We start from the raw sequence: 25,021 nt of genomic DNA, 5'->3' as shown, positions 1-25,021 counted from the left end.
GCCGCACCGCCGCTGCTAGTCGAGACGCGGGAAGGTATCGGGCGAATTGCCGACGGAAAAAATCAGGGCGAACCGCAGGACGGCAGGCGTCACATTCGCCGCCCGGCTGGAATTCGAGAACATCTGGCACTCCTTTGCGCCCGCGTCCGACACGCTGCAAGGGGTGTCGCTGGCCGCCGAGGCGGGGGAGGTGCTCTGCCTGCTCGGCCCATCCGGTTCGGGCAAGACGACGCTGCTGAGGATCGCCGCCGGTATCGAGCCGCAGAGCGCCGGCCGCGTGCTGCTCAACGAACGCGAGATCGCCGGGCCGTCGGTGTTCCTGCCGCCAGAGAAGCGCTCGATCGGGCTGGTCTTCCAGGATTTCGCGCTGTTCCCGCACATGACCATCCTCGACAATGTGCGGTTCGGGCTGACCGCCCTCTCCGGCGAAGAGGGGCGCAAGGAGGCCATGAACGCGCTGTCGCGGGTCGGGCTCGAGGCCTATGCCTCGTCCTATCCGCATGTGCTTTCAGGCGGCGAGCAGCAGCGCGTGGCACTGGCCAGGGCGCTCGCGCCGCGGCCGGCGGTGCTTCTGATGGACGAGCCGTTCTCGGGACTGGATTCGCGGCTGAAGGATTCGGTGCGCGCCGAAACGCTGGCGATCCTGCGCGAAAGCCGCGCCACCGCGATCGTGGTCACCCACGATGCCGAGGAGGCGATGCGCATGGGCGACCGGATCGCGCTTCTGAAGGACGGCAGGCTGATCCAGACGGGGAGGGGGGAAGACCTCTATCTGAGACCGGCCGATCTCTTCGTCGCCGGCTTCTTTTCGGAGCTCAACGTTTTCGAAGGCAAGGTCGAAAGCGGAGCGGTCGACACCCCGCTCGGGAAAATCGGCGCAAGAGAGCTTGCCGACGGCGCACAGGCAACCGTTGCAGTTCGCACGACGGGCTTCAATTTCAGCGAAACCGAGGGAGATATCGAGGCGCGTGTCATCTCCCGGCGCTATCTGGGCGTGGTTGAACTGCTCGAACTGGCCGTCGCCGGGGCCGATTTTCCGGTCCGAGCGCGCGTGCGCTGCGGCGTTTTGTCATCACGTGCGCGAGATATATGGCTTTCTCTTCGGGACAGCGACGTACTTCTGTTTGAATCGGCGCGCAAAAGCGCATAGATCAGTTCCGGGAAGAGTTTCTAGAGAGTTCACCAATGGGTTCCTTTTCTATATGGCACTGGCTCATCGTTCTGGTGGTCGTGCTGCTGCTGTTCGGTCGCGGCAAGATCCCCGAGCTGATGGGTGACATGGCCAAGGGTATCAAGAGCTTCAAGAAGGGCATGTCGGAAGACGACTCCGCCGAAGAGGCGAATGCAGACGGCAAGACGCTTGAGCATCGCGCCGATGAAACCGTGGCCACGCCCCGGGAGAAGGTCAGCAAAGGCTGAGCCGGTTCCTTCGGCCAAGCCGGATTAGATAGCCATGTTGGACGTCGGCTGGACGGAAATGCTCGTGATCGCGGTCGTTATGATCGTGGTCGTGGGGCCAAAGGATTTGCCGAAGATGCTGCGCACCTTCGGCAAGATGACTGCAAAGATGCGCACGATGGCGGGCGACTTCCAGAAGCAGTTCAACGAGGCCCTCAAGGAGGCCGAGTTGGACGAGGTCAAGAAGTCGGTCGACACGCTGCGCGACTTGAACCCGGCCAATCAGATCAAGCAGCAGCTCAATCCATTCGAGAAGGCTGCCGCCGACGTCAGGGCCGGTCTACAATCGCTGAACCCGACCAAGTCGGCCGCTCCTGCTGATCCGGCTGCAACAACCGCTCAGCCAGCCGAGCCGCTTAAGAACGGGGCGACCGAGATGCCGGGCGTGAACGGTCCGGATAAGATGCCGGAGCCGCCGTCTCAGGGGCTTACCGCCTCTCAGGCTACTCCGGCGCAGACGGTAGCAACGCCTGCGCCGTCGCCGGAGCCTGCAAAGGCCGGTGCTCCGGCTACGCCTAACCCTGCACCGGTGAAGGCTCCGAGGACCCGCAAGTCGGCGGCGGCCAAGCCAGCGGAACCGGCAGGCGCGAAGGCGGCCAAACCCGCAGGCACCAAGACGGCCAAGCCAGCTTCCTCCGCAACGCCCCGGCGGAAGTCTTCACCGAAGAGCGCCCCGGCATCTGAAGCCGATTCCGCCAATATGAACGGAACGGGTGCCGACAACGGCGCCTCGCCAGGGAAATCGACGTGAACGCCAAGCGAGACGAAACCGAGATCGAGGCCTCCTCGGCTCCGCTCATCGAGCATTTGATCGAGCTGCGCCGACGCCTGATCTGGGCGATCGGCGGCTTCTTCATCGCCTTCCTGGTTTGTTTCTTCTTCGCCAAGCAGCTCTTCAATCTGTTGGTGATTCCGTTCAAATGGGCGGTTCGCTGGGCCGGGCTCGCCAATCAGCAGGTGGAACTCATCTACACCGCTCCGCAGGAGTTCTTCTTCACCCAGATCAAGCTCGCCATGTTCGGCGGCCTGGTGATCGCGTTCCCGCTGATCGCGGCGCAGATCTACAAGTTCGTCGCCCCCGGCCTTTATCGGGACGAGCGCGCCGCCTTCCTGCCGTTCCTTATCGCATCGCCGATCCTGTTCATCATGGGCGGAGCGCTGGTCTATTTCTTCTTCACGCCGATGGTGATGTGGTTCTTCCTGTCGATGCAGCAGGTCGGGCCAGGCACGGACATCGAGATCTCGCTCCTGCCGAAGGTCTCGGAATATCTCAGCCTCATCATGACGCTGATCTTCTCTTTCGGGCTGGTGTTCCAGTTGCCGGTCATCACGACTTTGCTGGCGCGCGTCGGGCTCCTGTCCTCACAGGGGCTGAAGGAAAAGCGCAAGTGGGCGATCGTGATCGCCTTCATCGTCGCGGCCGTTCTCACCCCGCCCGATCCGGTCAGCCAGATCGGCCTGGCTCTGCCCACGATCCTTCTCTACGAGATTTCGATCTGGTCGGCCCGAATGATTGAGAAGAAGCGTGAGGCGGAGAAGCTGCCGGACGAGGAAACTGCGAGTTCAAGCCCCGCGGAGTAGGGGCGGCTCGCAAGCTGGGCCGGGCTGACGGCCAGCCTTCCAATTCCATACGTCCGACGTCTCAGACAATCGTTGAAACCTATCTCCGCGCGCTTGTTGTAGGCGCGCGGAGATAGTCACTCAGGCTGACTAGCCGAACTTCGGATCGAGGCTTCCAGACTTGTAGCGCTTGGCCATTTCGGAAAGCGGGATCGACCGGATGCGTTCCGCGTGGCCGGCGGTGCCAAACTCCTCGAAGCGCTGCTTGCACAGCTTGGTCATCGCCGCCATAGCCGGCTTAAGGAATTTGCGCGGGTCGAACTCGCTCGGATCCTCGGTGAGCACCTTGCGGACGGCGCCGGTAAGCGCCATGCGGTTGTCGGTGTCGATGTTGATCTTGCGCACACCGTGTTTGATGCCGCGCTGGATCTCCTCGACGGGCACGCCCCAGGTCGGCTTCATCTTGCCGCCGTAGCGGTTGATGATCTCCTGCAGTTCCTCCGGCACCGAGGACGAGCCGTGCATCACCAGATGCGTGTTGGGCAGCTTGCGGTGGATCTCCTCGATGACGTTCATGGCCAGCACCTTGCCGTCCGGCTTGCGTGAGAACTTGTAGGCGCCGTGCGAGGTGCCCATCGCGATGGCGAGCGCGTCGACCTTGGTCTCGGCCACGAACTTGACTGCCTCGTCCGGATTGGTGAGCAACTGGTCGTGGCTGAGCTTGCCCTCGGCGCCGTGGCCGTCCTCCTGGTCGCCCATGCCGGTTTCGAGCGAGCCGAGGACGCCCAACTCGCCCTCCACAGAGATGCCGCCGAGATGCGCCATCTCTGAGACCTTCCTGGTCACGCCGACATTATACTCCCAGTCGGCAGGTGACTTGCCGTCCTCCTTCAGCGAACCGTCCATCATCACGGAGGTGAAGCCGGACTGGATCGCGGTCATGCAGGTGCCCGGTTCATTGCCGTGGTCGAGATGAACGCAGATCGGGATGTGCGGATAGATTTCTGTCAGCGCGTCCATCATGTGCTTCAACATGATGTCGTTGGCGTAGGCGCGCGCACCTCGGGACGCCTGCAGGATCACCGGAGCCTTGGCGGCATCCGCCGCTTCCATGATCGCCAGCGCTTGCTCCATGTTGTTGATGTTGAAGGCCGGGACGCCGTAGCCATGCTCGGCGGCATGATCCAGCAGCTGACGAAGGGTGATGCGGGCCATCAGGTTCTCTCCTCACTCATTGCGGAAGCTGAAGTCCGACGCTTAGTGGAAAAATACGCCTGGGCAAGCCCACTTTCCATGCATTTCAAAGCCTCAAGCCGCCCAAACCTGGGAACGTCCATACTCAATCGTTTGAACCGACCAAGGCTGGTCGCATGCCCCGGAGACGACGGCAATCGGCCGCAGCCGTGCAACTGCCGATGATCGATCGATCACCGGCCTTCGATTAAAACTTTATTTGGAATTTCCCCGCAAAGCTCTGTCGCCCCGCGCTCTGGCGGCCACCGGTCTGTTTTGTCTCGCGTACAGGTATTCATGCGGTCGCAAAGCCTTGCTCTTCTCGCCTGCCTCTTGCTGGCCGGGTGCATGTCTAAATCCATGGACGTGCTGCAGATCGCCAAGCCGTCAGGCGAGACGACGAGTTCGGTAAGGCCGAGCGCGCCCGTGCCGTCGGGCGATACGGTCGCCGCAGTGCTGGAAGAGACTGCGACCGAGCAGGTGGCGGTTGCCGCTCCAAGACCTCCTGAAGGCATTAACGCCCTTGCGTTGGCGGCAACGACTCGGCCGGATACGATCATTCCCGCTCCTCGTCCAGCGGCGCGAGCTGTTCCGCCGAAGGTCGGTCCTGTTCAGCGTCACCGCTTCCGAGACGCCAAGCCGATCAATTTCGGCAAATACAAGCCGCAGAACTATCCCGTTCACGGGGTCGACGTGTCGCGTTGGCAGGGCGATATCGACTGGGTGACGCTGCGCAGCCAGGGAGCGAACTTCGCCTACATCAAGGCGACAGACGGGGGCGATCATCTCGACCCGATGTTCAAGAAGAACTGGCGCGGCGCGCACGAGGCGGGCTTGAAGCGCGGTGCCTATCACTTCTTTTATTGGTGCCGGACAGCCGGGGAGCAGGCCGACTGGTTCATCCGCAACGTCCCCAGGGTGGAGGGTGCGCTGCCGCCGGTCATCGACGTAGAATACAACGGCGAGTCAAATTGCAGGTTCAAGCTCTCTCCTGCGAGAGTGCGCGAGAAGATGCGGGTCTTCCTGGACAAGCTCGAGGCCCATTACGGACAGCGGCCGATCATCTACACGGCCCCGGACTTCTACAAAGACAATCTGGAGGGCCACTTCCTCAACCATCCGTTCTGGCTGCGGGCCGTCGCACAGCATCCGAGCAAGGTCTATCCGGGCCGGAACTGGGTTCTCTGGCAATATTCTGGATCCGGCCTCTCACATGGCGTGAAAGGCAAGATTGACCTCAATGTCTTCTATGGTACCGAGAAGCAGTGGCGCACCTGGATTGGCGGCCAGACCGCGGTCGCCGCCAACTGAGGCAATTCATCAGTACTCGGGCGTACTATAGAGTGCGGCGGGCAGGAGACCGCACCTATCACCGGAAGGCGCAGTAAGACGCCTTCCGCCAATTCGTTCAAAACGCCACCAACCTTGGGCGCCGATCCGGACGCTCAACGCGCCCAGCCGAACACCCTGCGGGCGACCCTGGTCCAGCCCTCCCAGCGTTCCTGGCGCCGCATATGCTGGCGGATCCGCGATGCAAGCCCGGAGGCCGTCATCGTGCCATGGTAATGGCAGTCGCACAGCAGGTGATGGGCGTCTTGATCTGACAGGGCGAAGAAATCCATCGCCTCGCCCAAGCTGTCGCCGCGCAGGCCATCGGCACGCAGGATCGGGTCGTTGAAGGCGACCGTCAGCGGGGTGTTCGTGCCACGATATTCGCGAAGCTGGTCGCCTCTCAAATATTCCAGCCGGCGAAGCGCGCAGATCGGGCCGTCATACTCGTCCAGAACCTTCGCCCAACGATCCATGCGCTGGGCAGGGGTCAGCTTGGGCGCAGTCTCAAGGCTCGGGAAAAGTTCGGCAGTCGATAGCAGCTCGTCAGGGTTCAGATGCTTCATGGCATGCTCCTGTCGTCTGGGGACATTAAGTCCAGCTAGTGCAGCATAATCCTAGAGACAGGAGAGATGACGATTCTATTTGATCACGTTTTTGGGACGAGCCGCCGCAACCGCTTAGCAAAGGGGCGAGGTCATATCCGCGGTGCTATCTGAAGCCGTCGTGTCGGTTTTGGGGGCCTCCCGCAAGGTTCCGAGGCGGCCCTGGCTTGGTTAGGCAGCGGTACGGTGTTCGTGTACGCCCTCGCGGATTTCCTCGATCAGCTTCGCGCTGAATGCCTCGAGGTCGCCAGGGTTGCGGCTCGTCACCAGGCCCTGGTCGACAACGACCGTGCTGTCTTCCCACCGGCCGCCGGCATTGATCACATCGGTCTTGATGGAATGGTAGGAGGTGACGCGGCGGCCCTTGACGATGCCGGTCTCGATCAGGAGCCAGGGCGCGTGACAGATCGCGCCGACCACCTTGTTGGCCTTCCAGAAGCTCATGATGAACTGCAGCGCCTTGGGCTCGACCCTTAGCAGGTCAGGGTTGATCTGGCCGCCCGGCAATACCAGCGCGTCGTAGTCGTTGGGGCTGACCTCATCCAGCGTCTTGTCGACCGGAACAGGATGACCCCAGTCCTTCATCTCCCAACCTTTGATCTCACCACCCTGCAATGAGACGACATCGACCTTTGCGCCCGCCTCTCTCAGTTTTTTAAGAGGTACTTCCAACTCAGATTGCTCGAAGCCGTTGGTGGCGAGAATGGCGATTTGTTTTCCGGATAGTTCTTGTGCCATGCTGTTTCTCCGTCCTTGGAAAACCGGGTCGACAGCTCAATTGTAGGAGCGAAGAGGGGTTCCGTAAGCGCTGCTGCGGCCATTTAGCACGCCAGTTCAGCGTACGATCTCGAAACTGCCGCCGAACTCCTCTAGCTCGGCCTCTTCGACGACGACATCAACGACACGGCTCCCCGGGGGACCTTGGTGGAGCCGCTCAAGCATGGCGCGGACGGTAGCCGGATCGCCAGCGAGGAGCGCGGTAACCGACCCGTCCGGCTCATTGCGCACCCATCCCGAGATCCCGAGCGACTGCGCTTCATCGCGCGTCCAGAAGCGGAAGCCTACGCCCTGGACACGGCCGCGGATGCGAACCTTGAGGATTTCAGAGGCGTGCTGTTCGGTCATGGCGGTCTCGCGGGTGTCTCTCGCACTAGATGGATCAACGATCGGTCGAACCAAGAGATCCGAAGTAACGCTCTCCAGGCAGTGGCGGATCACGCGGTCGCGCGGCAAACATCAGTGGCGGCAAGACTTCCTATTGGTCCTCTTCGGCAATACCGTTGGCCGTCCTCTCGACACGTTCCGAGCGCGCATGCGACCTCGTTGCAATGCACGCTTATGAAAATCGCGCCGCCGGAATCGCCTGTATCATCGGGTCGACGGTGTTCTTTGCGTCTGCGGGCATTTTCACGAAATTGACTGCTGCCGATGCCTGGACGATCGCGGGCTGGCGCGGCCTCGTCGGCGGAGTGCTGATCGCTGCTTATGCCTATTGGCGCGGAGGTCACGAAGCCCGGCAACTCTTCCCGCGGCTCGGCATTCGCGGCTGGATGCTCACAGCCGCCGGAGCCGTCTCGAGCATCTTCTTCATCGGCGCCTTCAAGGCGACCTATGTTGCCAATGTCGCAGCCATTTACGCGACCGTGCCGTTCTGGGCGGCCGGGCTGGATTTTCTGCTGAGGGGCTTGCCGGCGCGCAAGCTGACGATGGCGATCTCCGTCGTATCGGTGCTGGGCGTGCTGATCATCGTTTCCGGCGGGCTCGGGGCAGGGAAGCTGCATGGCGATCTGCTCGCGCTCGGTATGACCCTCGCATCCGCGCTTTATCTCGTGATGATCCGGGCCTTCACGACGACGCCGGTGATGTGGGCGGGAGCCGTTATGGGCTTCCTGCTGTTCGTCGTGAGCTGGTTCGTGACTGATCCCCTCGCGATCAGTTCCGTCGATGCGCTGATCATTGGCGGGTTCGGCGTTTCCTATGCGGCAGCAGTCATCCTCTGGACCGAGGGCGGACGGCGTTTGCCAGCGGCCGAAGCTGGGCTGCTTGGGGCCGCCGAGGTCCCATTCGCGGTTCTCGCAGCCTGGATGTTCCTTGCCGAATTGCCGCCCTATGCCAGCGTACTCGGCGGGCTGATCGTGCTCAGCGCAGTTCTGGTGCATGCCGGCGCGGACCTCGCAGCCGACGCCCGGCGGAAGCCGGGTCCGGCGGCTGAGCACCCGGGGGCGTCTCCGACCGCTTAGGCCTAGGATTGTGGCGCATTCGGTTTTCGGGACTATTCGATTGCTCCGCAACGGCCTCGTCCCCATGTTAGGCGCACAACCTAAAGCCGAGAGTGAGCATGACCGAGAACGACGATTACACCCCGCCGAAAGTCTGGACCTGGAACAAGCCGAGCGGCGGCGCCTTTGCGAGCATCAACCGTCCGATCGCCGGACCGACCCACGAGAAGGAACTGCCGGTCGGCAGGCATCCGCTGCAGCTCTATTCGCTGGGAACGCCCAATGGCGTGAAGGTCACGATCATGCTGGAGGAACTGCTTGCGGCGGGTCACCGCGGCGCCGAGTACGACGCCTGGCTGATCAGGATCGGCGAGGGCGAGCAGTTCGGCAGCGGTTTCGTCGAGGTCAACCCGAACTCGAAGATCCCGGCGCTGATGGACCGCAGCGGGCCGGAGCCGATTCGCGTGTTCGAATCGGGTGCGATCCTCATGTATCTGGCGGAAAAGTTCGGCGCGTTCCTGCCTGCCGAGCAACCCGCGCGTGCCGAGGCGCTCTCCTGGCTGTTCTGGCAGATGGGCAGCGCCCCTTTCGTCGGCGGCGGCTTTGGGCACTTCTACGCCTATGCGCCGGTCAAGATCGAGTATGCCATCGACCGCTACGCGATGGAGACGAAGCGCCAGCTCGATGTGCTCGACCGCCGCCTGGCCGAGGCGGAATACGTCGCCGGCAGCGAATACACGATCGCCGACATGGCGATCTTCCCCTGGTATGGCGGCATGGTGAAGGGCTGGAACTATGATGCCGCCGAGTTCCTGTCGGTGCACGAGTACAAGAACATCCTGCGCTGGGCCGACCAACTCTATGCCCGGCCCGCCGTAAAGCGCGGCCGCATGGTGAACCGTACCTATGGCGATCCGGCCACACAACTGCACGAACGTCACGACGCCAGCGATTTCGAGACGAAGACGCAGGATAGGCTAGCGGCTGAGTAGGGTTTCCTTCTCCACCCGGGCTGGTCGCGACCCGCCACTGCGGCGGGTCGATGGCGGCGGTGGCAGATCGCGCGCCCCTTAGGCAGAGCGCAGCCCGCTGCGACTCGCTCTTGCTGCCGCTGTTGAAGGCGGGGAGCCGTGCGCGGCGGCTGACTTCTGAGGGTCGAGACAGAATCACTAGGATGGCAAGATCATCCCTCAGGGAGATCCTGGTCCGCTGCATGACGTTCTACATGAAGAATGAAGAGCAAGAGCAGATAAGCGCACAAAGATCGGTCTAAAGAGATTAGCTATTTCGACTAGCAATAAATCTCATGACCTTTCTGGGATAAGCAGGTTGGACAAAACGTTCTGACCCGTGCAGTATCCGGTTCGGATATATCCCGGAGGGGCCTGCATGATGTATCTGGATCTGCCGTCTCTTGAAGCCACCCCGCTCAGCACTGATCCGTTCCGGCACGTAGTGGTACCCAAGTTCGTGCGCGCGCAGCGGCTGCCCGAGGTCATTGCAGACTTTCCTGATGTTCCCGGGCCAGGTTCTCACCCGCCGAGCGAACTGAAAGTCAGGGGCGCTTTCAAATCGGTCATGGACGAACTGCTCGGGGACGAATTTCGAAATGCCGTCGAGCGCAAGTTCGATGTCGACCTTTCGGGGAAGCCCACCATGTACACGGTGCGCGGCTATACCCGGCAGAAGGATGGGGGCATCCATACCGACAGCAAGACGAAGATCGTGACGGTGCTGCTCTACCTCAACGAGGCATGGGATCCGGATGGCGGCAGGCTTCGGCTGCTTAGGAATGGCATGGACCTCGACGACTATGCGGCCGAGATCTCGCCGACGGAGGGCAACTTGCTGATCTTCCTGCGCTCCGACTCGTCCTGGCACGGTCACAAGCCGTTCCAGGGGCGTCGCCGAGCCATCCAACTGAACTGGGTGACTTCCCAAGACGTGGTGGACAAGGAACAGGCGCGCCATCGCTTCTCGACCCGCATCAAGAAGCTCACCTCGCTGATCGCGGGGCGTAGCGCCTAGAGGATATACGGCCGAAGCGTGTCATCCTGGAGGCCGAACGGCGCGCCAGCGCCAAGCAACTTCAGGGGCCATTCCGGGACGAAGAAGGCCGGGTGAGTCGAGCCGGCCAAGTCACGGAGTGGCTCCCGGCTGTCTCTTCGCTTCACTCTGGTCGGCCGGGATGACCCGGAGATGTGGTCGCGATACGCCCAGCAGTTCCGATCCGCTCCCGGGATTGCGGAATGCATCCTCCGGCTCGAATTCGGTCTCGGCCCGCCCGCCTTGAGCTCGTACTTTCAAGGCCACCAGCAGACGGCGTCTCAAGCTGCGCAGCGGCACGGCGAAAGACCTGTGCGCCGAGATGAAGCCCGGCGGCGTTTTCAGGCGGCGGATTTCCTCAGGGGAGAGCAGGTCCGCCATGCAGCGCGCATAGTGCTTGTTGACGTGGTAGTCGTCCATCTCCTGGAGCTTGCCGACGAGGAAGCGCATGAGCCGCCCGTTGTACGGCCAGCGGTCCCCGGTCGCGAGACAAACCTGGAAGTCGATGAGGTAGGGCCGGCCGGCTGGGTCGACGATGATGTTCTCGCGTTTGTGCAGATCGACATAGGCGACTGCGTCGGCGTGAATCTCGGCAACCAAGCGGCGCAGATCCACAAAGAAGGCCCCCCGGTCTTCGGGCGGGTCCCGAAATGGATTACCGTCGACATAGGTGCGCGCGATCGCGTTCGGCAGAACGCGGCCGCCCGCTGTCACCGGGCCGAGATCCTTCGGAAGAAACTCGATACGCTCCAGCCGCCGCAGGAAACCGGCCTCCCGCCGCGCCAGCAGCCGGCCGAGCCATGACATCGGGATACCGAGCACGCTCTGCGTTCTGCCGAATTTGCAGGTGATGCGCTCGCCCGTTTCGTCCGCATAGATGGCGGTGGCTGCCCAGGAGTCGTGCTTGAGCGGAACGGCCAACTGATAGCGCGATCCCAGGACGCTTACGTATCGTGGCGGCTCGTCTGCGCCGAGCGCGCGCAAGAGGGGTGGTCTCTTACGTACTACCATTGCGCGAAAGTGGCATTCTCCTGGGATTTTGCAACAAGAATCCTCAAGGTCGAATGAAAACGCGGAGGCTGTGAGACTATAGATGAAGATCAGACGCGTACAAGCCTGCTTGTAATCGGTGCGTGAACTTGGCCTGAACCTAACGGTACAGGCCATGACTCCGCTTCACGAATATTGGGAAAATGGACTTTGTGCCGGAAATCGAAAGTCCGCCGGAAAAGTTCGGAAAGACTCTCGCGTTCCTCAGCCGTAGCTGTCGTAACCGGCCCGTCCATGCTCCATCAGGCGAAGGATCGTCTCGAAACCGGTCCTTACATCCTCGCGCGAAGGCGGCATGGAGAAGCTGACGCGGATGCGATGGAACACCTTCTCGCCGCGACCGGCCTTGTACTCGTCCTCGTCATCGACCAGCACGCCCTCGTTCGCGGCGACCTGCTTGAAGGTGCCCGAAAGCCACGGCTCAGGCAGCTTCATCCAGAGATAGGGCGCGTTGCGGTGGGACTGGAACTCGAACCCCGAGAAGATCTGGCGGGCCATTTCTTCGCGGACAGCGAGTTCCCGCCTCACCTTCACACGTGCCTTCGCCGCCTCGCCACTGTCGACCAGCGTTGCGGCAATCTCCGCGAGCAGGAAGGGGAGGCCGCCGGTCACCATCTTGTGCGCCGTCTGCACCCGCGGCGCGAAATGCGCAGGGCAGGCGACCCAGCCGCCGCGCACGCCGGCCGCCACCGCCTTCGAAAGACCGCCGACGTGAAATGTGCGCTCCGGTGCCAACTCCACGAGGGTTGAATAGCCCTCCTCGAGAAGCGTGCTGTAGATCGCGTCCTCGATGATCCAGACATTGTACTTGCGTGCAATGTCGACAATCGCCTTTAGCCGCTCGGGCGGCATGATCGCCAGCGTCGGGTTCTGCAGCGCCGACATCAGAAAGACGAGCTTCGGATGCTGCTGTGCGCAAAGCCGCTCGAAATCGTCCGGGTCCGGACCGAACTCGTCATTGCCGAAGACGACGGTACGGCGGCCGAGCAGATTGGCGCTGCGCGATATCGACGAATAGGTGAGGTGCTCGAAGGCGATCTTGTCGCCTGGCGCCGTTGCCACCGCGATCACGGCCATGATGGCGGCATGACAGCCGGTGGTGGGCACTATGGTTTGCGGCTCGGGGCGCCAGTCGGGCGTCGATAGCCATTGTGCGCCGGTTTCCCGCCACTTGTCCGGCCAGACACGGGTATAGTCGATCACTTTCTCCGGCTGTTCCCGGACGATGCGGTCAGTAATCTCACGTAAAACCACTCCCTGGCCGAGGTCGGGAGCGGAAGTGGTGTCCATGCGGATCTTGCCCGCGGGGGCCGAGACGGTACGGTTCCAGACCGGCGCCATCGGCGCGGGTACGGTGGCAGCGGGCTGTGCACCCCCACCCAGCACATAGGTGCCGCGCCCGACCTCGCCGCTCACCAGTCCCCGCTCGCGCACCATTGAATAGGCGCGCGTTACCGTCCCGGTCGTCACGCCGATGTCGAAGGCCAGATTCCGCTGCGGGGGAAGTTTCGCTCCGGGCGGGAGCGTCCCGTTCTCGATGTCGCTTTCGATCTGGTCCGCAAGGCGCAGATAAAGTGGGCCCGAGCCCTTCGACAGATCCGGCAGCCAATTTGTCATGATGACAATTCTGTAGATTGTCATCGAAGTTGAGTCAATGCATTGATTGTCATGGCGGGGCTGAATAGCCGAGGACGAGACAATGCCTACAAGTTGGACGATTGCCCGAGATGAGAGAGCAATTTCGAGACTGGAAGCTGGCTTTGCCTCACGGCTCTTCGCCGCCGCAGTCTATGCCGGAAATCGGGCGGCTGCCGCTCTGGCGGAGATGCTCGAGCGCCGGCACAGCCGGTTGGTCCTCCTCAGCCTCACCGACGAACAGCTAAAGGATATTGGGCTATCGCGAGCCGACGCGGAACGCGAAGGACTGCGAAACCCTTGGGAGTGACGGGAATGCTATGCGCCCTTCAGGCCGCCGTGCCGCAGGACGTGTCTCCTGCGGTCCAGCGGCGGAGATCGCTCGAAATCCTGGAGCCGATCGGCTCCTGAAGCAGCGGTCCGAAGGCATCCACCTTGGGGGAACTGCCCTTCGCCTGCACGACCAGCAACGGCCGACCACCGAAATCCTTGGCCGGGACGAGCAGGAATCGCGGATTTCCAGTCATTGAATTCAACTCGTTCGCGAAGCGGTACCCCTTGAAGGCCGGGTCCTTTGAGGCGAACCAGCATTTGTGAGCGGCTGTCGCCACGGTCTCCATGGCTTTCAGCGATGCACTCTTGCCGCCGCTAGGGGTAGGCTTGGACGACCCCGACTGGCAGGCCGCCAGAGCGAGAGCCAGTGACGGCAGCACGGCCAGAGCAAGTCGCATCCGAGACCTTTTCGATCGAGTGATGGCTGTTGGGAGACTCACGCGGCCTTGGCGAGGCCAAGCGCGCTTTCGAAGAGCGGGCGCCCATCGATGCCGCCATGGGCGGCCTCGATGAGGTCCTCGGGGTGCGGCATGATGCCGAGAACATTGCCGCCCTCGCTCATCACGCCGGCAATGTCGTTCATCGAGCCGTTGGGATTGGTGCCCTCGGCATAGCGGAACACGACTTGGCCTTCACCCTCGATCCGGGCGAGCGTCTCGGGGTCGGCGAAATAGTTGCCGTCGTGATGCGCAACCGGCGTGCGGATGATCTGGCCGGGGGCATAGTTGCGGGTGAACAGCGTGTTGGCGTTGGCAACCTCGAGATTCACCTCGCGACAGACGAACTTCAGCGAGGTGTTGCGCATCAGCGCGCCGGGCAGCAGGCCGGCCTCGAGCAGGATCTGGAAGCCGTTGCACACGCCGATGACCGGGACACCCTTGGCGGCCTTCTCGGCCACGGTGCGCATCACCGGCTTGCGCGCCGCGATGGCGCCGCAGCGCAGGTAGTCGCCATAGGAGAAGCCGCCGGGGATGACGATCAGGTCGACGTCCGGGATTTCCGTCTCTGTTTGCCAGACGGTGACGGGCGGCTTGCCGGATATCTTGGTCAGCGCCGCGATCATGTCGCGGTCGCGATTGAGGCCGGGGAGAAGGATGACTGCAGATTTCATTCGGGCTGATAGGGTCTTTGGGCTTCGGCTAGTTCGCGCAATTCCAGGCGGTGCTCGATGCGCTCGAGGCGATCATCTTGGCGGTCCAGTCGGCGGTTGACGCCTGCGAGAGCCTCCTCCGCGCCGGTCATGCGCTTTTTCAATTCATGAATATCGAACTTCATCTCCGATAGATCAGAGTGAATTCGTTTCAGAAGCTCGTACATGAGTTCGTTGGTCGCATCCGCCATCGCGCCCTCCGGTACAACCTCAGATAAGCGTCACACTGTAGTTCTCAATCACCGTGTTGGCGAGCAGCTTCTCGCACATCGACTTGAGTTCGGCTTCCGCTTTGGCTCTGTCGGCGCTCTCCAGTTCGATGTCGAACACCTTGCCTTGGCGCACCGCACCGACGCCGGAAAAGCCCAGCGTACCGAGCGCGCCTTCGATCGCCTTGCCTTGGGGGTCGAGCACGCCGTTCTTCAGCGTGACGGTGACGCGGGCCTTGATCACGAGTTTATGGTTCCTTGCAATCGGGTAGTTAAGCGGGGGAGGGCGCCGCTCAGTGCGGCTTGCCCTTGCCTCCGCTGGAGGCGACCAGGATCGGTCCGGTCGGACGCGGCGCCTCGTTCTCGTTCATGATGCCGAGCCGGCGAGCGACCTCCTGATAGGCCTCCACCAGCCCGCCCATGTCGCGGCGGAAGCGGTCCTTGTCGAGCTTGTCCTGAGTGGCGACGTCCCAGAGCCGGCAGGAATCCGGCGAGATCTCGTCGGCCACGACGATGCGCATCATGTCGCCCTCGTAGAGGCGGCCGCACTCCATCTTGAAATCGACAAGTTGGATGCCGACGCCGAGGAAGAGGCCGGAGAGGAAATCGTTGACGCGGATGGCGAGTGCCATGATGTCATCGATCTCCTGCGGGCTCGCCCAGCCGAAGGCGGTGATGTGCTCTTCCGAAACCATCGGGTCATCGAGCGCGTCGGCCTTGTAGTAGAATTCGATGATCGAGCGAGGCAGAACCGTGCCTTCCTCGATGCCGAGCCGCTTCGACAGAGAGCCGGCAGCGATGTTGCGGACGACCACCTCCAGCGGAATGATCTCGACCTCCTTGATCAACTGCTCGCGCATGTTGATGCGCCGGATGAAGTGGGTCGGGATGCCCATCCGGTTCAAGTGGTTGAAAATGTGCTCGGAGATGCGGTTGTTGATGACGCCCTTGCCATCGACGACCTCATGCTTCTTCTTGTTGAAGGCGGTGGCATCGTCCTTGAAGAACTGGATGAGCGTCCCCGGCTCCGGTCCTTCATAAAGGATCTTGGCCTTGCCTTCGTAGATGCGGCGGCGATTTTTCATCATGAAATCTCTGAAAATGCTGGAAGGCGGATCACTGCCGTACCCTCCGACTCGCGCGGCAGGAGCGCGCTGATGGGCCTTAAGGGCGGTCTCTATCGCAATCGCGACCTTTCCTCAACGTGCATTTCCGCATTGCGGCAGGCTATCAAAAGCATTGTTCGTCAAGGCGGAATGCTCTCGCGATATTGACCCTGTCACGCTGTTTTGGTTTGTGCTTCCTGACAACGTATATGGGAATGACTGAATCAGATTCCCAGCAGGAGATCAGGTATGACGAGTTTCAAGGATCGCGAGGAAGGTTTTGAGCGGAAGTTCGTCATGGACGAAGAAGCTCGCTTCAAAGCCACCGTGCGCCGCAACAGGATGCTCGGCCTCTGGGCCGCCCAGAAACTCGGCAAGACCGGCGAGGCCGCCGAGGCCTATGCGAAGGAAGTCGTCAACTCGGACTTCGAGGAGGCGGGCGACCACGATGTTCTGCGCAAGATCAGCAAAGACTTCCAGGCGGCCGGTGTCGACCAGTCGGAGCATCAAATCCGCCGGACCATGGACGAGATGATGGCGCAGGCCATCGAGGCGATCAGGAACAACTGAGGCCAGTCGGCCTATCATTCGGAGAGGCAGTGAGAATGAACCTTCAGGAAAGGCTTGCAGCCGACCAGGTCGTGTTCACTGCCTGGTCCGGGGTGCCGGACGCACTCACTGTCGAGATCATGGCGCTGCAGGGGTTCGACGCCGTCACGCTCGACATGCAGCATGGCGGACATCACGAGGACAGCGTGCTGCGCTCGGTCGTGCCGGTTCGTCATGCCGGCAAGCATGCGATCGTGCGCATTCCGGTGGGCCGCTTCGACATGGCGAGCCGGGCGCTCGATTTCGGCGCCGAGGCGGTGATTGCGCCGATGGTCAACTCCGTCGCCGATGCCCGTCTCTTTGCCGAGTCGATGAAGTATCCGCCGGTGGGCGGCCGCTCGTGGGGCCCGACCTTCGGGTTCGCCCGGATGGGCGGCACCAGCCAGATGGACTGGCTCAGGTCGATGAACACTGCGACCGTATCATTCGCGATGATCGAGACCCGCAGCGCGCTCGAGGATCTGGACGGCATCCTGGCGACGCCCGGCATAGACGCCATCTTCCTCGGTCCGTCGGATTTCTCGATCGCATGGACGAACGGCGCGGCCATCAATCCGACCCTTGAGGACATGATGGAGGCCGTCTCCGACATTGCCGCCCGGGCGCGTAAGGCCGGCAAATATGCCGGCATCTTCGTCATGGATGCCGCCTACACGGGCCGCTATGTCGAGATGGGCTATCGCTTCCTCGCTCTGGGGAACGAGCAGCGCTGCATGGCGCTTGGCGCCGAGGCGCTGATCACGGGCGCCCGCGAGTCGATCGCCGGGCGCAAGGTCGATGGCGTCGACGCCGACCCCTATGCCAGCGCTTCGCGGAGCGGATCGTAGGGCGCGAGATCCGGGTCGCGCTCGCCTAATGCGATCGCGCGGGCGGCAAGCTCGCCGACGATCGGCGCAAGCGTGACGCCGGAGTGCAACACGGTCACGTAGATTCCTTCCGCGACCCTGCCGATGGCCGGAAAACCGTCTGCCGGAGTGGGCCGCCTTCCGACCGTAAAGAAATCCAGGTCCAGTTGCTCGGCGCCTTCGACCATCGCCCGGACGCGGTCGAGCAGATCGCGCGCCATCTCCTCCGGCCTCCCTTGCGGATCGCCTCCGGCAAAGTCGCTCCCGGCGATCAGCCGGCCCTCTTTGGTCTGCCGGACATGCAGGTCCGGTGAGATCAACAGGCCGTTGAGCAGCCGCTTCTGCGATATGGTCGAGTGCATGATCAGCCCGGGTGGCGCGCTCATGCGCAGTTCGATGCCTGTGCCGGATAGCAGCTTTGCCGTGTTCTCGCCGGCGGCGGCGACAATCTCGTCCGACTCGATGACCGCTCCGGCATCTGTCTCGAGACCGACCGCGCGGCCATTTCGGAGGACCATTCTCGCGACCGAGGTTTCCGTCAGGACGCGCGCTCCGTTCGCCTGCGCGCCTTCGATCATGGCGCGGGCTGCGGCGACCGGCTCGACCATGCCTTCCTCGGAAACGTGAAGGGCCCGGTCAGGCGGCGTCCTGAGGTTCGGTTCGATGGCCGCCATCGCCGCGGGATCCACCCACCGCAGATCGTACCCCCAGCGTCCGTGCTCATCCGCATATTCGGCCAGTTCGGCAGGCGAAAGGTCCCAGGTCAGGCTGCCGCACCAGTCGACCGAAATGCCGGGCACCTCGGCCTGCAGGCGCTTCCAGCCTTGCATGGAGCGCCGGCGAAAGTGGGAATAATATTCGGGGTTGCCCCAACTCGCATTTATCCAGGCGAAGGAGCATGGGGTCGCGACGCCGCCGCCGTCACCGGCATCGATCAGCGTGACCGCACAGCCCGCCCGGCTCAGATGCCAGGCGACCGACGCTCCTATGATGCCGGCGCCGATCACCGCGACGTGCTTGGCCATGGATTCCACCCCATTCAAAGAACGGCAGAGTTCAGGCGCTTCGCGCTTCGCGTCAATCCTCGATCGCGTCTGCGCTTTGGGCCAGTTTCAGCCTTGGAGGCGGGTCAGGAAATTGGCGAAGGCCATAGAGCCCTCTGGCCAGGGTCCGTATCCGGCATCCGCATTGATGTGGCCGGCTTCGCCCGCATGGATGAACAGCGATCCCCACGCATTGGCGATGTCCTGCGCGACGTCGAGCGAGCAGAATGGGTCGTTGCTGCTGCCGATCACCAGCGACGGAAAGGGCAGAGGATCGCGCGGGTACGGGCCGAAGGTCATCAGATGCTTCGGGCGGATCGATGGGTTGGCAACGTCGGGCGGGGCGACCAGAAACGCGCCGGCTATGGTTCGGCGGAACATGGGGATCGCCTGCACGGCTGTCGCGACACCCAGCGAATGCGCTACCAGTACCACCGGCCGATCGGCCTCGTTGACGGCGTCGGCGACGGTGCGCGTCCAGTCCTCGCGCACCGGCTTCGACCACTCGGCCTGCTCGACCCGGCGCGCCGTCGAGAGTTTTGCCTGCCACCGGCTCTGCCAGTGGTCCGGGCCGGAATTGGTGTAACCCGGCACGATGAGGATATCGGCGTCCTTGACTCGCATGGCCGCCATTTAGGCCGAGCTTCGCGCAGCGGCAACCGTCTGCCCGTCATTCGCAGATGAGAGGTCGGTACCCGGGATCGTGAACGGCGTGTTCGCAGTTCGAAGGCTTGTATCGAATTGCCTGCCCCACGATGTTCTGAGGAAGTGGGGCCTTGCGGCAGATTGTATGCGAAACTGTTCGGCTCCGAAGGAGAACGCCATGTCAGAACTGCCCTTTGCCGCCGACGCGCCGGTCAGCGTCGGCATGATCGGCCTCAAGGTCCGGGACCTGGAAAGGGTCACAAGCTTCTATAGGGACGCCATTGGGCTGACCGAGTTGTCGCGGCGTGGCAATGCGGTCACGCTGGGCGCCGGCGACCTGCCGCTCCTGGAACTCGAGCACGTTCCAGGCGCAAAGCCGGACGATCCACGCTCCGCTGGCCTCTTTCACGCTGCGTTCCTGCTGCCGTCCCGGAAAGACCTGGCGAACTGGACGAGGCACGCCGCTGAGCGCCGCATTCCCGTGACGGGCGCGTCGGACCACCTGGTGAGCGAAGCGATCTATCTGAACGATCCGGAAGGCAACGGCATCGAGATCTATGTCGACCGGCCTCGGTCCGATTGGGCCTTCGAAAGGAACGGCACGGTGAAGATGGCAACGCTGCCGCTCGACGTGCAGAATCTGCTGGGTGAGTTGGAAGTCGCCGATCCCGTCTGGCCGGGCGCTCCGGCTGGCACGATGGTCGGCCACGTGCATCTGCGCGTCGGCAGCGCCGCAGACGCAGAGAACTGGTGGCGCGAGAAGCTCGGCTTCGACACCATGGCGACCTACGGTAGCGCGGCGGTGTTCCTCTCGACCGGCGGATATCATCATCACGTCGGCGCCAATGCCTGGCAGAGCGCCGGGGCCGGCATGCGACCGGACCGGGCCGGCCTCAGCTATGTGCAGCTCAATTCGCGGCTTGCGGACGAAGAGAGCCTTCACATTGATCCATGGGGGACGTCCGTAAGAGTGGTTCCCTCAGGCGCCTGACAGCGTCACTGTTTGCCTTCAATGATTGTGCGCTGTCCGTCGGCCTGTGCGCTCAGGCTGGCATCGGCTTCGAAATAACCGTCCGCAAATAAAAAGAGAGCAACGGCCGCCGCTGCGGCGAGTGCGCCGGCGGCGAACCATGTGACGCGGCTCGCGTCTGCACTGTCGACCTGGCTCATCGTTCCAAACCCCAAGTTGCAAGTACTGTGGAGTGAGAACGTGTACATTGGAATGGAGTTCCTGCTCAGGCCGCTCCGAAGACGCGCCGGAAGATCGTATCGACTTGCGCGGTATGATAGCCAAGGTCGAACTTGTCCTTGATCTCTTCTTCCGAGAGAGCCGCGCGTACATCCGGATCGCTGAGAAGTTCCTGCAGGAAATCAGCGCCTTGTTCCCAGACTTTCATGGCGTTTCTCTGAACGAGGCGGTAGGCGTCCTCGCGCGAGACCCCGGCCTGCGTCAGCGCCAGCAGGATGCGCTGCGAATGGATGAGGCCGTGCAGCCTCTCCACGTTCTTCATCATGTTCTCGGGATAGACGACGAGCTTGTCGATGACGCCGGCCAACCGCGCCAGGGCGAAGTCGAGGGTGATGGTGGCGTCGGGGCCGATCATGCGCTCCACCGAGGAGTGCGAGATGTCGCGCTCGTGCCAGAGCGCCACGTTCTCCATCGCTGGCAGCGCATAGGAGCGCACCATCCGGGACAATCCAGTGAGATTCTCGGTGAGCACTGGGTTGCGCTTGTGCGGCATTGCCGAGGAGCCCTTCTGCCCGGGCGAGAAATACTCTTCCGCCTCGAGCACTTCGGTGCGCTGCAAGTGCCGGATCTCGGTCGCCAGTCGCTCGATCGAGGAGGCGATCACGGCGAGCGTGGCGAAGAACATGGCGTGGCGGTCGCGTGGAATGACCTGCGTCGACACCGGCTCGGGCTTCAGGCCGAGCCTTGCCGCGACATGCTCCTCCACCCGCGGATCGATGTTGGCGAAGGTGCCGACGGCGCCGGAGATCGCGCAGGTCGCAATCTCCTCGCGCGCCCGCACCAGTCGCTCGCGGCAGCGCGAGAACTCGGCGTGGGCCTGCGCCAGCTTGACGCCGAAGGTGGTCGGCTCGGCATGGATGCCATGGCTGCGGCCGATCGTGACGGTGTTCTTGTGCTCGAAGGCGCGGCGTTTCAGAGCCGCCAGCAGGGCGTCGATATCGGCCAGAAGGATGTCGCTGGCGCGGGAAAGCTGGACGGCAAGGCAGGTGTCGAGCACGTCGGAAGACGTCATGCCCTGGTGGATGAAGCGGGCATCCGGGCCGACGAACTCGGCGAGATGCGTGAGGAAGGCGATGACGTCGTGCTTGGTCACGCGCTCGATCTCGTCGATGCGTTCGATGTCGAACTTCGCCGCGCTTCCCTTTTCCCAGATGGTGCGGGCCGCCTCCTTGGGGATCATGCCGATATCGGCCATGGCCTCGCAAGCATAGGCCTCGATCTCGAACCAGATGCGGAAGCGCGTTTCGGGCGACCAGATGGAAACCATCTCGGGCCGCGAATAACGGGGGATCATGGCCAATCCTGACGTTCTTGAGGAGTTCTGGCGCGTCCTAACAGAGGAGGGGACGAGGCTCAACGTGCGTGGCGCGCAAACCAGCAGGATACCGCCAGCAGGCCCACGAAGCCGATCGGGAAATAGAGCCGGACCCCGCTTACGACAAACTGCACCAAGGCGCCCAGGATGGTGAAGGCGAACTCGAAGAACCATCTGATCGACAGCGCCTCGGCATGCCAGGCGGCGTAGTAGGTGCGGTAGTCGAGAGCATAGACAAGCGCCGTCGTCCCGATCGTCACGGCCGTGAAGCATAGCAAAGCGGCCGCGAGCCGCGCCTCTAGGTGGCGGCCGCCGGCCACGAGGCGGGTGAGGGCATAGGCGAACGGAAAGGCGATCGCTGCTCCGACTGCGTAGAGAATCGCTACTTCGATGATCTGGGATGGCGTCTGCCAGCCTTGGATCAGCACATCGAATGCTGCGCTGGCCGCCATGACGCTGGCCCACAGTAGCGCGCCGAGGACGGCGGTGCGGAGCGAGGGCAGGGCTCCGAGGAGACGCGCTAGGCCCCGTCGATCGGGGGCGAGGTGGTCGGCGATGTCTACCGGAGTGGGGGTCGAACCAAAATGCGATAGCCCTGCGCCAGGGTTGGGCTCTGAGAGTGGGTCGACAGACTCAGCCACGCGAGGACCAGACCGGAAACGGGTCGCCCTCCGCCGGCGTGGCAGCATGGACGCCCCGGGCGATTGCGCGCGCCATGGTTGCGCCGGCGGCCGCGTAGAGTTCGATGGCTTCGTAGCCCGTCAGCGTCTTGCCGCTGGCCCCAGTGGCGAGTGCGAAGACGAGATCGCCGTCGGCAGGCGTATGTGTCGGCCAGATGGCGCGCGAAAACCCGTCATGGGCGGCCGTTGCCAGCCGCTTGGCTTCGGCCTTGGTGAGCACCGCGTCCGTGGCGATGACGGCGATCGTCGTGTTGGCTATTGCCGCGGGATCGCGGAATTTCAACCTGACCCGCGTGGCGTCCTCCGGCATCGGGGCTGGATAACCGAATCCGCCGAACTCGTGGCCGACCTCGAAGGGGGCGGCCCAAAAATATCGGCTCTCCCCAATAGTGACCGAGCCCATGGGATTCGCAGCCACCAGCGCGCCGATGGTGATCCCGCTGGGCAACACGGTCGAAGCGGACCCTAGACCACCCTTCAGGCCCGCTGTCAGGGCGCCGGTGCCAGCCCCGGCTGTGCCGATGCCGAAGTCAAGGGCGGCTGTCTTCACTGCCTCATTGCCAAGCTCCCGGTACGGCGGATATTTTCCCCACGCCTTGTCGCCGCCATTGTGGAGATCGAACAGGATGGCTGCCGGCACGATCGGTATGCGGTGCTCGCCAACGGCAAAGCCGATGCCATTCTCGCGCAGCGCGGCCTGAACGCCGGACGCCGCATCAAGACCAAAGGCCGAACCGCCGGAGAGCACGACGGCATTGACCGTCTGGACCGAGTTGTGGGGCTCGAGCAGGTCGGTCTCGCGGGTTCCTGGCGCACCGCCCAGCACCTGTACGCCTGCAGTGGCGGGTTCGTCGCAAAGAACGACCGTCACCCCCGATTTCAGCCGCGCATCGGAGGCGTTGCCGACCTTCAATCCCTCGACGTCGGTGATCAGGTTACGCGGGCCTGTTCTCATGGTCATTGGCTTTCGAGCGAAACAAAGCGGGAGCCGTCGAAGCGGAACAGGCGGTAAGGGTTGTCGACCAAATCGCCTTTCTGGTCGAAGCGGATTTCTCCCAAAGCGGTGGCGAAAGGTCCTGTCAGGACAGGGCTCCCGCTCCCCGCGCTGCTGGCTGCAGCAAGGGCGATCTGCATGGCGGCATAGCTCGGCAGGAAATAGCCTTCGGGGAGGATGCCGCTCTGCTTGATCTTCGGGAGTATCGCAGGATCGGCGATCTCGGACCATTCCGGCAGGCCGACCATGAGAGTACCGGCAGGCAGCGGAACGCCATTCGAAGCGGAACGAAGCACTTCCCCGCCGGCGAATGTCATTCGGGCACCGAGCGCCGCAGCATCGCGCGCCATGACGGCGACGTCGTCCCGGTCGCCTCCGACCATGACGTTCGTTGCACCCGCCCGCCGCAGCCGGCCGATCAGGCCGATCTGGTTCTCCATCTGTGGGCGATAGGTGTCGAAGAAGACGGGCTTCAGCGCCTTGTTTTCGGCGGCCGCCCGAAAGGTCTCGGCCAGATCGCGGCCATAGATCGTGCCGTCGTCGATGATGGCGAACAGGCTGTCGCGCCAGAGCGGCACCAGCAGGTTCGCGATCGCTTTGCCCTCCGCGTCCGCCCGTGGTGCGAGACGGTAGACCAGCCAGCCCGTCTTCTCGCGGCGATCCGTCAGGCTGTCGGTGCGGACACCCGGCGTGATCGTCGGGATTCCGGCCTGCTTAAGGATCGGCAGTGCCGCCTCGATCGATTCCGTACAGAGGAACCCGACGACGAACCGCACCTTCGCGGCGACGAATTCGCGCGCAGCCTCGGCGCCGCCTTCAGCCGTGCAGCGATCGTCGGCAATCTCGACCCTGGCGCCCCCAGCCGCCGCTTGCGCCCCCGCGACAACCTGTTTGCCGAGCATCTCGGATTCACCGCTCAGCGGAGCCACTACGCCAATCGCCGGCACCTCCGCCCGCGCGGCGGCTACGGCCACGCCGAAGGCCATGAGCGCGATCGCCGTCGTGGCAAGCTTCATGAGGGCGAACTGTCCTGTTCCAGGTCCCCTAGGCGGGAGAGGGCCTTGTCCGGTAGCAACACCTAACGGCCGTACAAGGCTGGCGCAACTGGCGATTTCGGTCGCGCCAGGCGGCGTGTTCCTTGTGGGCTTGTGGCGGCGGCCATATATAGCCCTCTATCCTCCAGCTTCGGGACTTGTGGTGCTTAAGAAGAACGATGTCGAGCCTCAGGCCTATCGCGACGCAATGGCTCTGTTCACCGGGGCCGTTCATGTCGTGACCACCGACGGGCCAGCGGGCCTGCGCGGTGCCACCGTGATTGCCGCTTGCTCCGTCTCCGACAAGCCGCCGATGGTCCTAGTCTGCGTGAACCGCGAGAACCCGAAGAATGAGGCATTCATTCAAAATGGCAGGTTCGCGCTCAATACCCTTTCCGTGAAGCACGAGCCGCTCGCCGTTGCCTTTTCGGGGGTGACAGGCCTGTCGGTCGAGGAGCGCTTCGCCATGGGTAATTGGTCCACCATCGCCACGGGTGCGCCTACGCTCGTCGACGCCCAGGCTGTGTTTGACTGCGAGTTGTTCGATACGAAAGATCTTGCCACGCACAGGGTGCTTTTTGGCAAGGTGACAGGGCTTCGCATCGCCGATAGCGTCAAGCCGCTGCTCTACTACAATCGGTCCTATCGCACTCTCTAGGGCCGCCGGAGGTTTC

Annotated in this window: 31 protein-coding genes; 13 read left to right on the top strand and 18 right to left on the bottom strand. The window is 63.0% G+C overall.

Going from position 1 to position 25,021, the window contains the following annotated elements; genetic code table 11:
- Positions 1 to 46 precede the first annotated feature (46 nt).
- Genes HUI96_RS02420 through tatC form a run of 4 tightly spaced genes read left to right on the top strand, consistent with a single transcriptional unit; the run spans position 47 to position 3,039 of the window.
- Positions 47 to 1,150, top strand: a complete 1,104-nt coding sequence (locus tag HUI96_RS02420; RefSeq protein WP_188253007.1) for an ABC transporter ATP-binding protein — start codon at positions 47 to 49, stop codon at positions 1,148 to 1,150.
- Between the two features lie 35 nt (positions 1,151 to 1,185).
- Positions 1,186 to 1,419: a twin-arginine translocase TatA/TatE family subunit gene (locus tag HUI96_RS02415; protein WP_188253006.1), complete on the top strand. Its 234-nt coding sequence runs from the start codon at positions 1,186 to 1,188 to the stop codon at positions 1,417 to 1,419.
- Positions 1,420 to 1,453: 34 nt separating this feature from the next.
- Positions 1,454 to 2,209, top strand: coding sequence for a Sec-independent protein translocase protein TatB (gene tatB, locus HUI96_RS02410; RefSeq protein ID WP_188253005.1), 756 nt, complete (start codon positions 1,454 to 1,456; stop codon positions 2,207 to 2,209).
- The gene (gene tatC / locus HUI96_RS02405; protein ID WP_425299181.1) at positions 2,206 to 3,039 is read left to right on the top strand and encodes a twin-arginine translocase subunit TatC; all 834 of its coding nucleotides are present in this window, start codon (positions 2,206 to 2,208) and stop codon (positions 3,037 to 3,039) included. The genes tatB and tatC overlap by 4 nt, the downstream gene beginning before the upstream one ends.
- A 129-nt stretch (positions 3,040 to 3,168) precedes the next feature.
- On the opposite strand, the gene fba is transcribed toward tatC, so the two are convergent.
- A complete protein-coding gene (fba, locus tag HUI96_RS02400) occupies positions 3,169 to 4,233 on the bottom strand; it encodes a class II fructose-bisphosphate aldolase (protein WP_188253004.1) in 1,065 nt (354 codons plus the stop codon).
- Positions 4,234 to 4,548: 315 nt separating this feature from the next.
- On the opposite strand from fba, the gene HUI96_RS02395 reads away from it, so the two are divergent.
- Complete coding sequence (locus HUI96_RS02395) at positions 4,549 to 5,562, top strand: glycoside hydrolase family 25 protein (protein ID WP_188253003.1); 1,014 nt, start codon at positions 4,549 to 4,551, stop codon at positions 5,560 to 5,562.
- A gap of 134 nt (positions 5,563 to 5,696) precedes the next feature.
- On the opposite strand, the gene HUI96_RS02390 is transcribed toward HUI96_RS02395, so the two are convergent.
- From HUI96_RS02390 to HUI96_RS02380, 3 genes are all read right to left on the bottom strand, one after another.
- On the bottom strand, positions 5,697 to 6,146 hold the full coding sequence (locus tag HUI96_RS02390; RefSeq protein ID WP_188253002.1) for a hypothetical protein: 450 nt from the start codon (positions 6,144 to 6,146) through the stop codon (positions 5,697 to 5,699).
- A gap of 210 nt (positions 6,147 to 6,356) precedes the next feature.
- Positions 6,357 to 6,923 (bottom strand): type 1 glutamine amidotransferase domain-containing protein, encoded by a 567-nt coding sequence (locus HUI96_RS02385; RefSeq protein WP_188253001.1) that lies wholly within the window; start codon positions 6,921 to 6,923, stop codon positions 6,357 to 6,359.
- Positions 6,924 to 7,019: 96 nt separating this feature from the next.
- A complete protein-coding gene (locus HUI96_RS02380; RefSeq protein ID WP_188253000.1) occupies positions 7,020 to 7,310 on the bottom strand; it encodes an acylphosphatase in 291 nt (96 codons plus the stop codon).
- Positions 7,311 to 7,513: 203 nt separating this feature from the next.
- Between HUI96_RS02380 and HUI96_RS02375 the strand changes: the two genes are divergently transcribed.
- From HUI96_RS02375 to HUI96_RS02365, 3 genes are all read left to right on the top strand, one after another.
- On the top strand, positions 7,514 to 8,425 hold the full coding sequence (locus tag HUI96_RS02375; RefSeq protein ID WP_188252999.1) for a DMT family transporter: 912 nt from the start codon (positions 7,514 to 7,516) through the stop codon (positions 8,423 to 8,425).
- A 98-nt stretch (positions 8,426 to 8,523) separates the two neighbouring features.
- Positions 8,524 to 9,396 carry a glutathione-dependent disulfide-bond oxidoreductase gene (gene yghU, locus HUI96_RS02370; RefSeq protein ID WP_188252998.1) on the top strand — a complete coding sequence of 291 codons (873 nt, stop codon included), beginning with the start codon at positions 8,524 to 8,526 and terminating at the stop codon, positions 9,394 to 9,396.
- Between the two features lie 397 nt (positions 9,397 to 9,793).
- Positions 9,794 to 10,432, top strand: a complete 639-nt coding sequence (locus HUI96_RS02365) for a 2OG-Fe(II) oxygenase (protein WP_210319994.1) — start codon at positions 9,794 to 9,796, stop codon at positions 10,430 to 10,432.
- 111 nt (positions 10,433 to 10,543) lie between these two features.
- On the opposite strand, the gene HUI96_RS02360 is transcribed toward HUI96_RS02365, so the two are convergent.
- Both HUI96_RS02360 and HUI96_RS02355 read right to left on the bottom strand, forming a co-directional pair.
- On the bottom strand, positions 10,544 to 11,434 hold the full coding sequence (locus tag HUI96_RS02360; protein ID WP_188252997.1) for a hypothetical protein: 891 nt from the start codon (positions 11,432 to 11,434) through the stop codon (positions 10,544 to 10,546).
- Between the two features lie 270 nt (positions 11,435 to 11,704).
- The gene (locus HUI96_RS02355) at positions 11,705 to 13,117 is read right to left on the bottom strand and encodes a PLP-dependent aminotransferase family protein (protein ID WP_188252996.1); all 1,413 of its coding nucleotides are present in this window, start codon (positions 13,115 to 13,117) and stop codon (positions 11,705 to 11,707) included.
- Positions 13,118 to 13,199: 82 nt separating this feature from the next.
- Here HUI96_RS02355 and HUI96_RS30015 point away from each other — a divergent pair, with 82 nt between their 5' ends.
- A complete protein-coding gene (locus HUI96_RS30015; RefSeq protein WP_188252995.1) occupies positions 13,200 to 13,445 on the top strand; it encodes a DUF1127 domain-containing protein in 246 nt (81 codons plus the stop codon).
- 19 nt (positions 13,446 to 13,464) lie between these two features.
- Here HUI96_RS30015 and HUI96_RS02345 read toward each other — a convergent pair whose 3' ends face one another.
- Genes HUI96_RS02345 through purC form a run of 5 tightly spaced genes read right to left on the bottom strand, consistent with a single transcriptional unit; the run spans position 13,465 to position 15,912 of the window.
- Positions 13,465 to 13,866 (bottom strand): hypothetical protein, encoded by a 402-nt coding sequence (locus HUI96_RS02345; RefSeq protein ID WP_188252994.1) that lies wholly within the window; start codon positions 13,864 to 13,866, stop codon positions 13,465 to 13,467.
- A gap of 38 nt (positions 13,867 to 13,904) precedes the next feature.
- Positions 13,905 to 14,579, bottom strand: coding sequence for a phosphoribosylformylglycinamidine synthase subunit PurQ (gene purQ / locus HUI96_RS02340; protein WP_188252993.1), 675 nt, complete (start codon positions 14,577 to 14,579; stop codon positions 13,905 to 13,907).
- Positions 14,576 to 14,809, bottom strand: a complete 234-nt coding sequence (locus HUI96_RS02335; protein WP_188252992.1) for a hypothetical protein — start codon at positions 14,807 to 14,809, stop codon at positions 14,576 to 14,578. Before HUI96_RS02335 ends, purQ begins: the two co-directional genes overlap by 4 nt.
- A 19-nt stretch (positions 14,810 to 14,828) precedes the next feature.
- Complete coding sequence (gene purS / locus HUI96_RS02330; protein ID WP_188252991.1) at positions 14,829 to 15,071, bottom strand: phosphoribosylformylglycinamidine synthase subunit PurS; 243 nt, start codon at positions 15,069 to 15,071, stop codon at positions 14,829 to 14,831.
- A gap of 49 nt (positions 15,072 to 15,120) precedes the next feature.
- Positions 15,121 to 15,912: a phosphoribosylaminoimidazolesuccinocarboxamide synthase gene (gene purC, locus HUI96_RS02325; RefSeq protein ID WP_188253196.1), complete on the bottom strand. Its 792-nt coding sequence runs from the start codon at positions 15,910 to 15,912 to the stop codon at positions 15,121 to 15,123.
- Between the two features lie 270 nt (positions 15,913 to 16,182).
- Between purC and HUI96_RS02320 the strand changes: the two genes are divergently transcribed.
- Positions 16,183 to 16,503 carry a DUF1476 domain-containing protein gene (locus tag HUI96_RS02320; RefSeq protein ID WP_188252990.1) on the top strand — a complete coding sequence of 107 codons (321 nt, stop codon included), beginning with the start codon at positions 16,183 to 16,185 and terminating at the stop codon, positions 16,501 to 16,503.
- 35 nt (positions 16,504 to 16,538) lie between these two features.
- Positions 16,539 to 17,369: an HpcH/HpaI aldolase family protein gene (locus HUI96_RS02315; RefSeq protein ID WP_188252989.1), complete on the top strand. Its 831-nt coding sequence runs from the start codon at positions 16,539 to 16,541 to the stop codon at positions 17,367 to 17,369.
- Here the strand turns inward: HUI96_RS02315 and HUI96_RS02310 are convergent.
- Together HUI96_RS02310 and HUI96_RS02305 are read right to left on the bottom strand one after the other, a co-directional pair.
- Entirely contained in the window at positions 17,339 to 18,412 is a 1,074-nt protein-coding gene (locus tag HUI96_RS02310) for an NAD(P)/FAD-dependent oxidoreductase (RefSeq protein WP_188252988.1), read from the bottom strand. The genes HUI96_RS02315 and HUI96_RS02310 overlap by 31 nt on opposite strands.
- A gap of 87 nt (positions 18,413 to 18,499) precedes the next feature.
- Positions 18,500 to 19,054: an RBBP9/YdeN family alpha/beta hydrolase gene (locus HUI96_RS02305; RefSeq protein WP_188253195.1), complete on the bottom strand. Its 555-nt coding sequence runs from the start codon at positions 19,052 to 19,054 to the stop codon at positions 18,500 to 18,502.
- Positions 19,055 to 19,253: 199 nt separating this feature from the next.
- On the opposite strand from HUI96_RS02305, the gene HUI96_RS02300 reads away from it, so the two are divergent.
- The gene (locus tag HUI96_RS02300) at positions 19,254 to 20,066 is read left to right on the top strand and encodes a VOC family protein (RefSeq protein ID WP_188252987.1); all 813 of its coding nucleotides are present in this window, start codon (positions 19,254 to 19,256) and stop codon (positions 20,064 to 20,066) included.
- 5 nt (positions 20,067 to 20,071) lie between these two features.
- On the opposite strand, the gene HUI96_RS02295 is transcribed toward HUI96_RS02300, so the two are convergent.
- The 5 genes from HUI96_RS02295 to HUI96_RS02275 form a co-directional block, all read right to left on the bottom strand.
- Entirely contained in the window at positions 20,072 to 20,245 is a 174-nt protein-coding gene (locus HUI96_RS02295) for a hypothetical protein (RefSeq protein ID WP_188252986.1), read from the bottom strand.
- 65 nt (positions 20,246 to 20,310) lie between these two features.
- A complete protein-coding gene (gene purB, locus HUI96_RS02290) occupies positions 20,311 to 21,618 on the bottom strand; it encodes an adenylosuccinate lyase (protein ID WP_188252985.1) in 1,308 nt (435 codons plus the stop codon).
- A 59-nt stretch (positions 21,619 to 21,677) separates the two neighbouring features.
- Positions 21,678 to 22,091: a hypothetical protein gene (locus HUI96_RS02285; RefSeq protein ID WP_237683909.1), complete on the bottom strand. Its 414-nt coding sequence runs from the start codon at positions 22,089 to 22,091 to the stop codon at positions 21,678 to 21,680.
- Between the two features lie 181 nt (positions 22,092 to 22,272).
- Positions 22,273 to 23,280, bottom strand: coding sequence for a P1 family peptidase (locus HUI96_RS02280; RefSeq protein ID WP_188252984.1), 1,008 nt, complete (start codon positions 23,278 to 23,280; stop codon positions 22,273 to 22,275).
- A complete protein-coding gene (locus HUI96_RS02275) occupies positions 23,277 to 24,329 on the bottom strand; it encodes a branched-chain amino acid ABC transporter substrate-binding protein (protein ID WP_188252983.1) in 1,053 nt (350 codons plus the stop codon). Before HUI96_RS02275 ends, HUI96_RS02280 begins: the two co-directional genes overlap by 4 nt.
- A 181-nt stretch (positions 24,330 to 24,510) precedes the next feature.
- Here HUI96_RS02275 and HUI96_RS02270 point away from each other — a divergent pair, with 181 nt between their 5' ends.
- Positions 24,511 to 25,005, top strand: a complete 495-nt coding sequence (locus HUI96_RS02270) for a flavin reductase (RefSeq protein WP_188252982.1) — start codon at positions 24,511 to 24,513, stop codon at positions 25,003 to 25,005.
- Positions 25,006 to 25,021 lie beyond the last annotated feature (16 nt).

The organism is Pseudaminobacter soli (ex Zhang et al. 2022) (assembly GCF_014595955.1).
Lineage (GTDB): Bacteria > Pseudomonadota > Alphaproteobacteria > Rhizobiales > Rhizobiaceae > Kumtagia > Kumtagia pseudosoli.
Note: the sequence above shows the minus strand (reverse complement) of the source record. Positions and strands in the feature narration are given on the sequence as shown.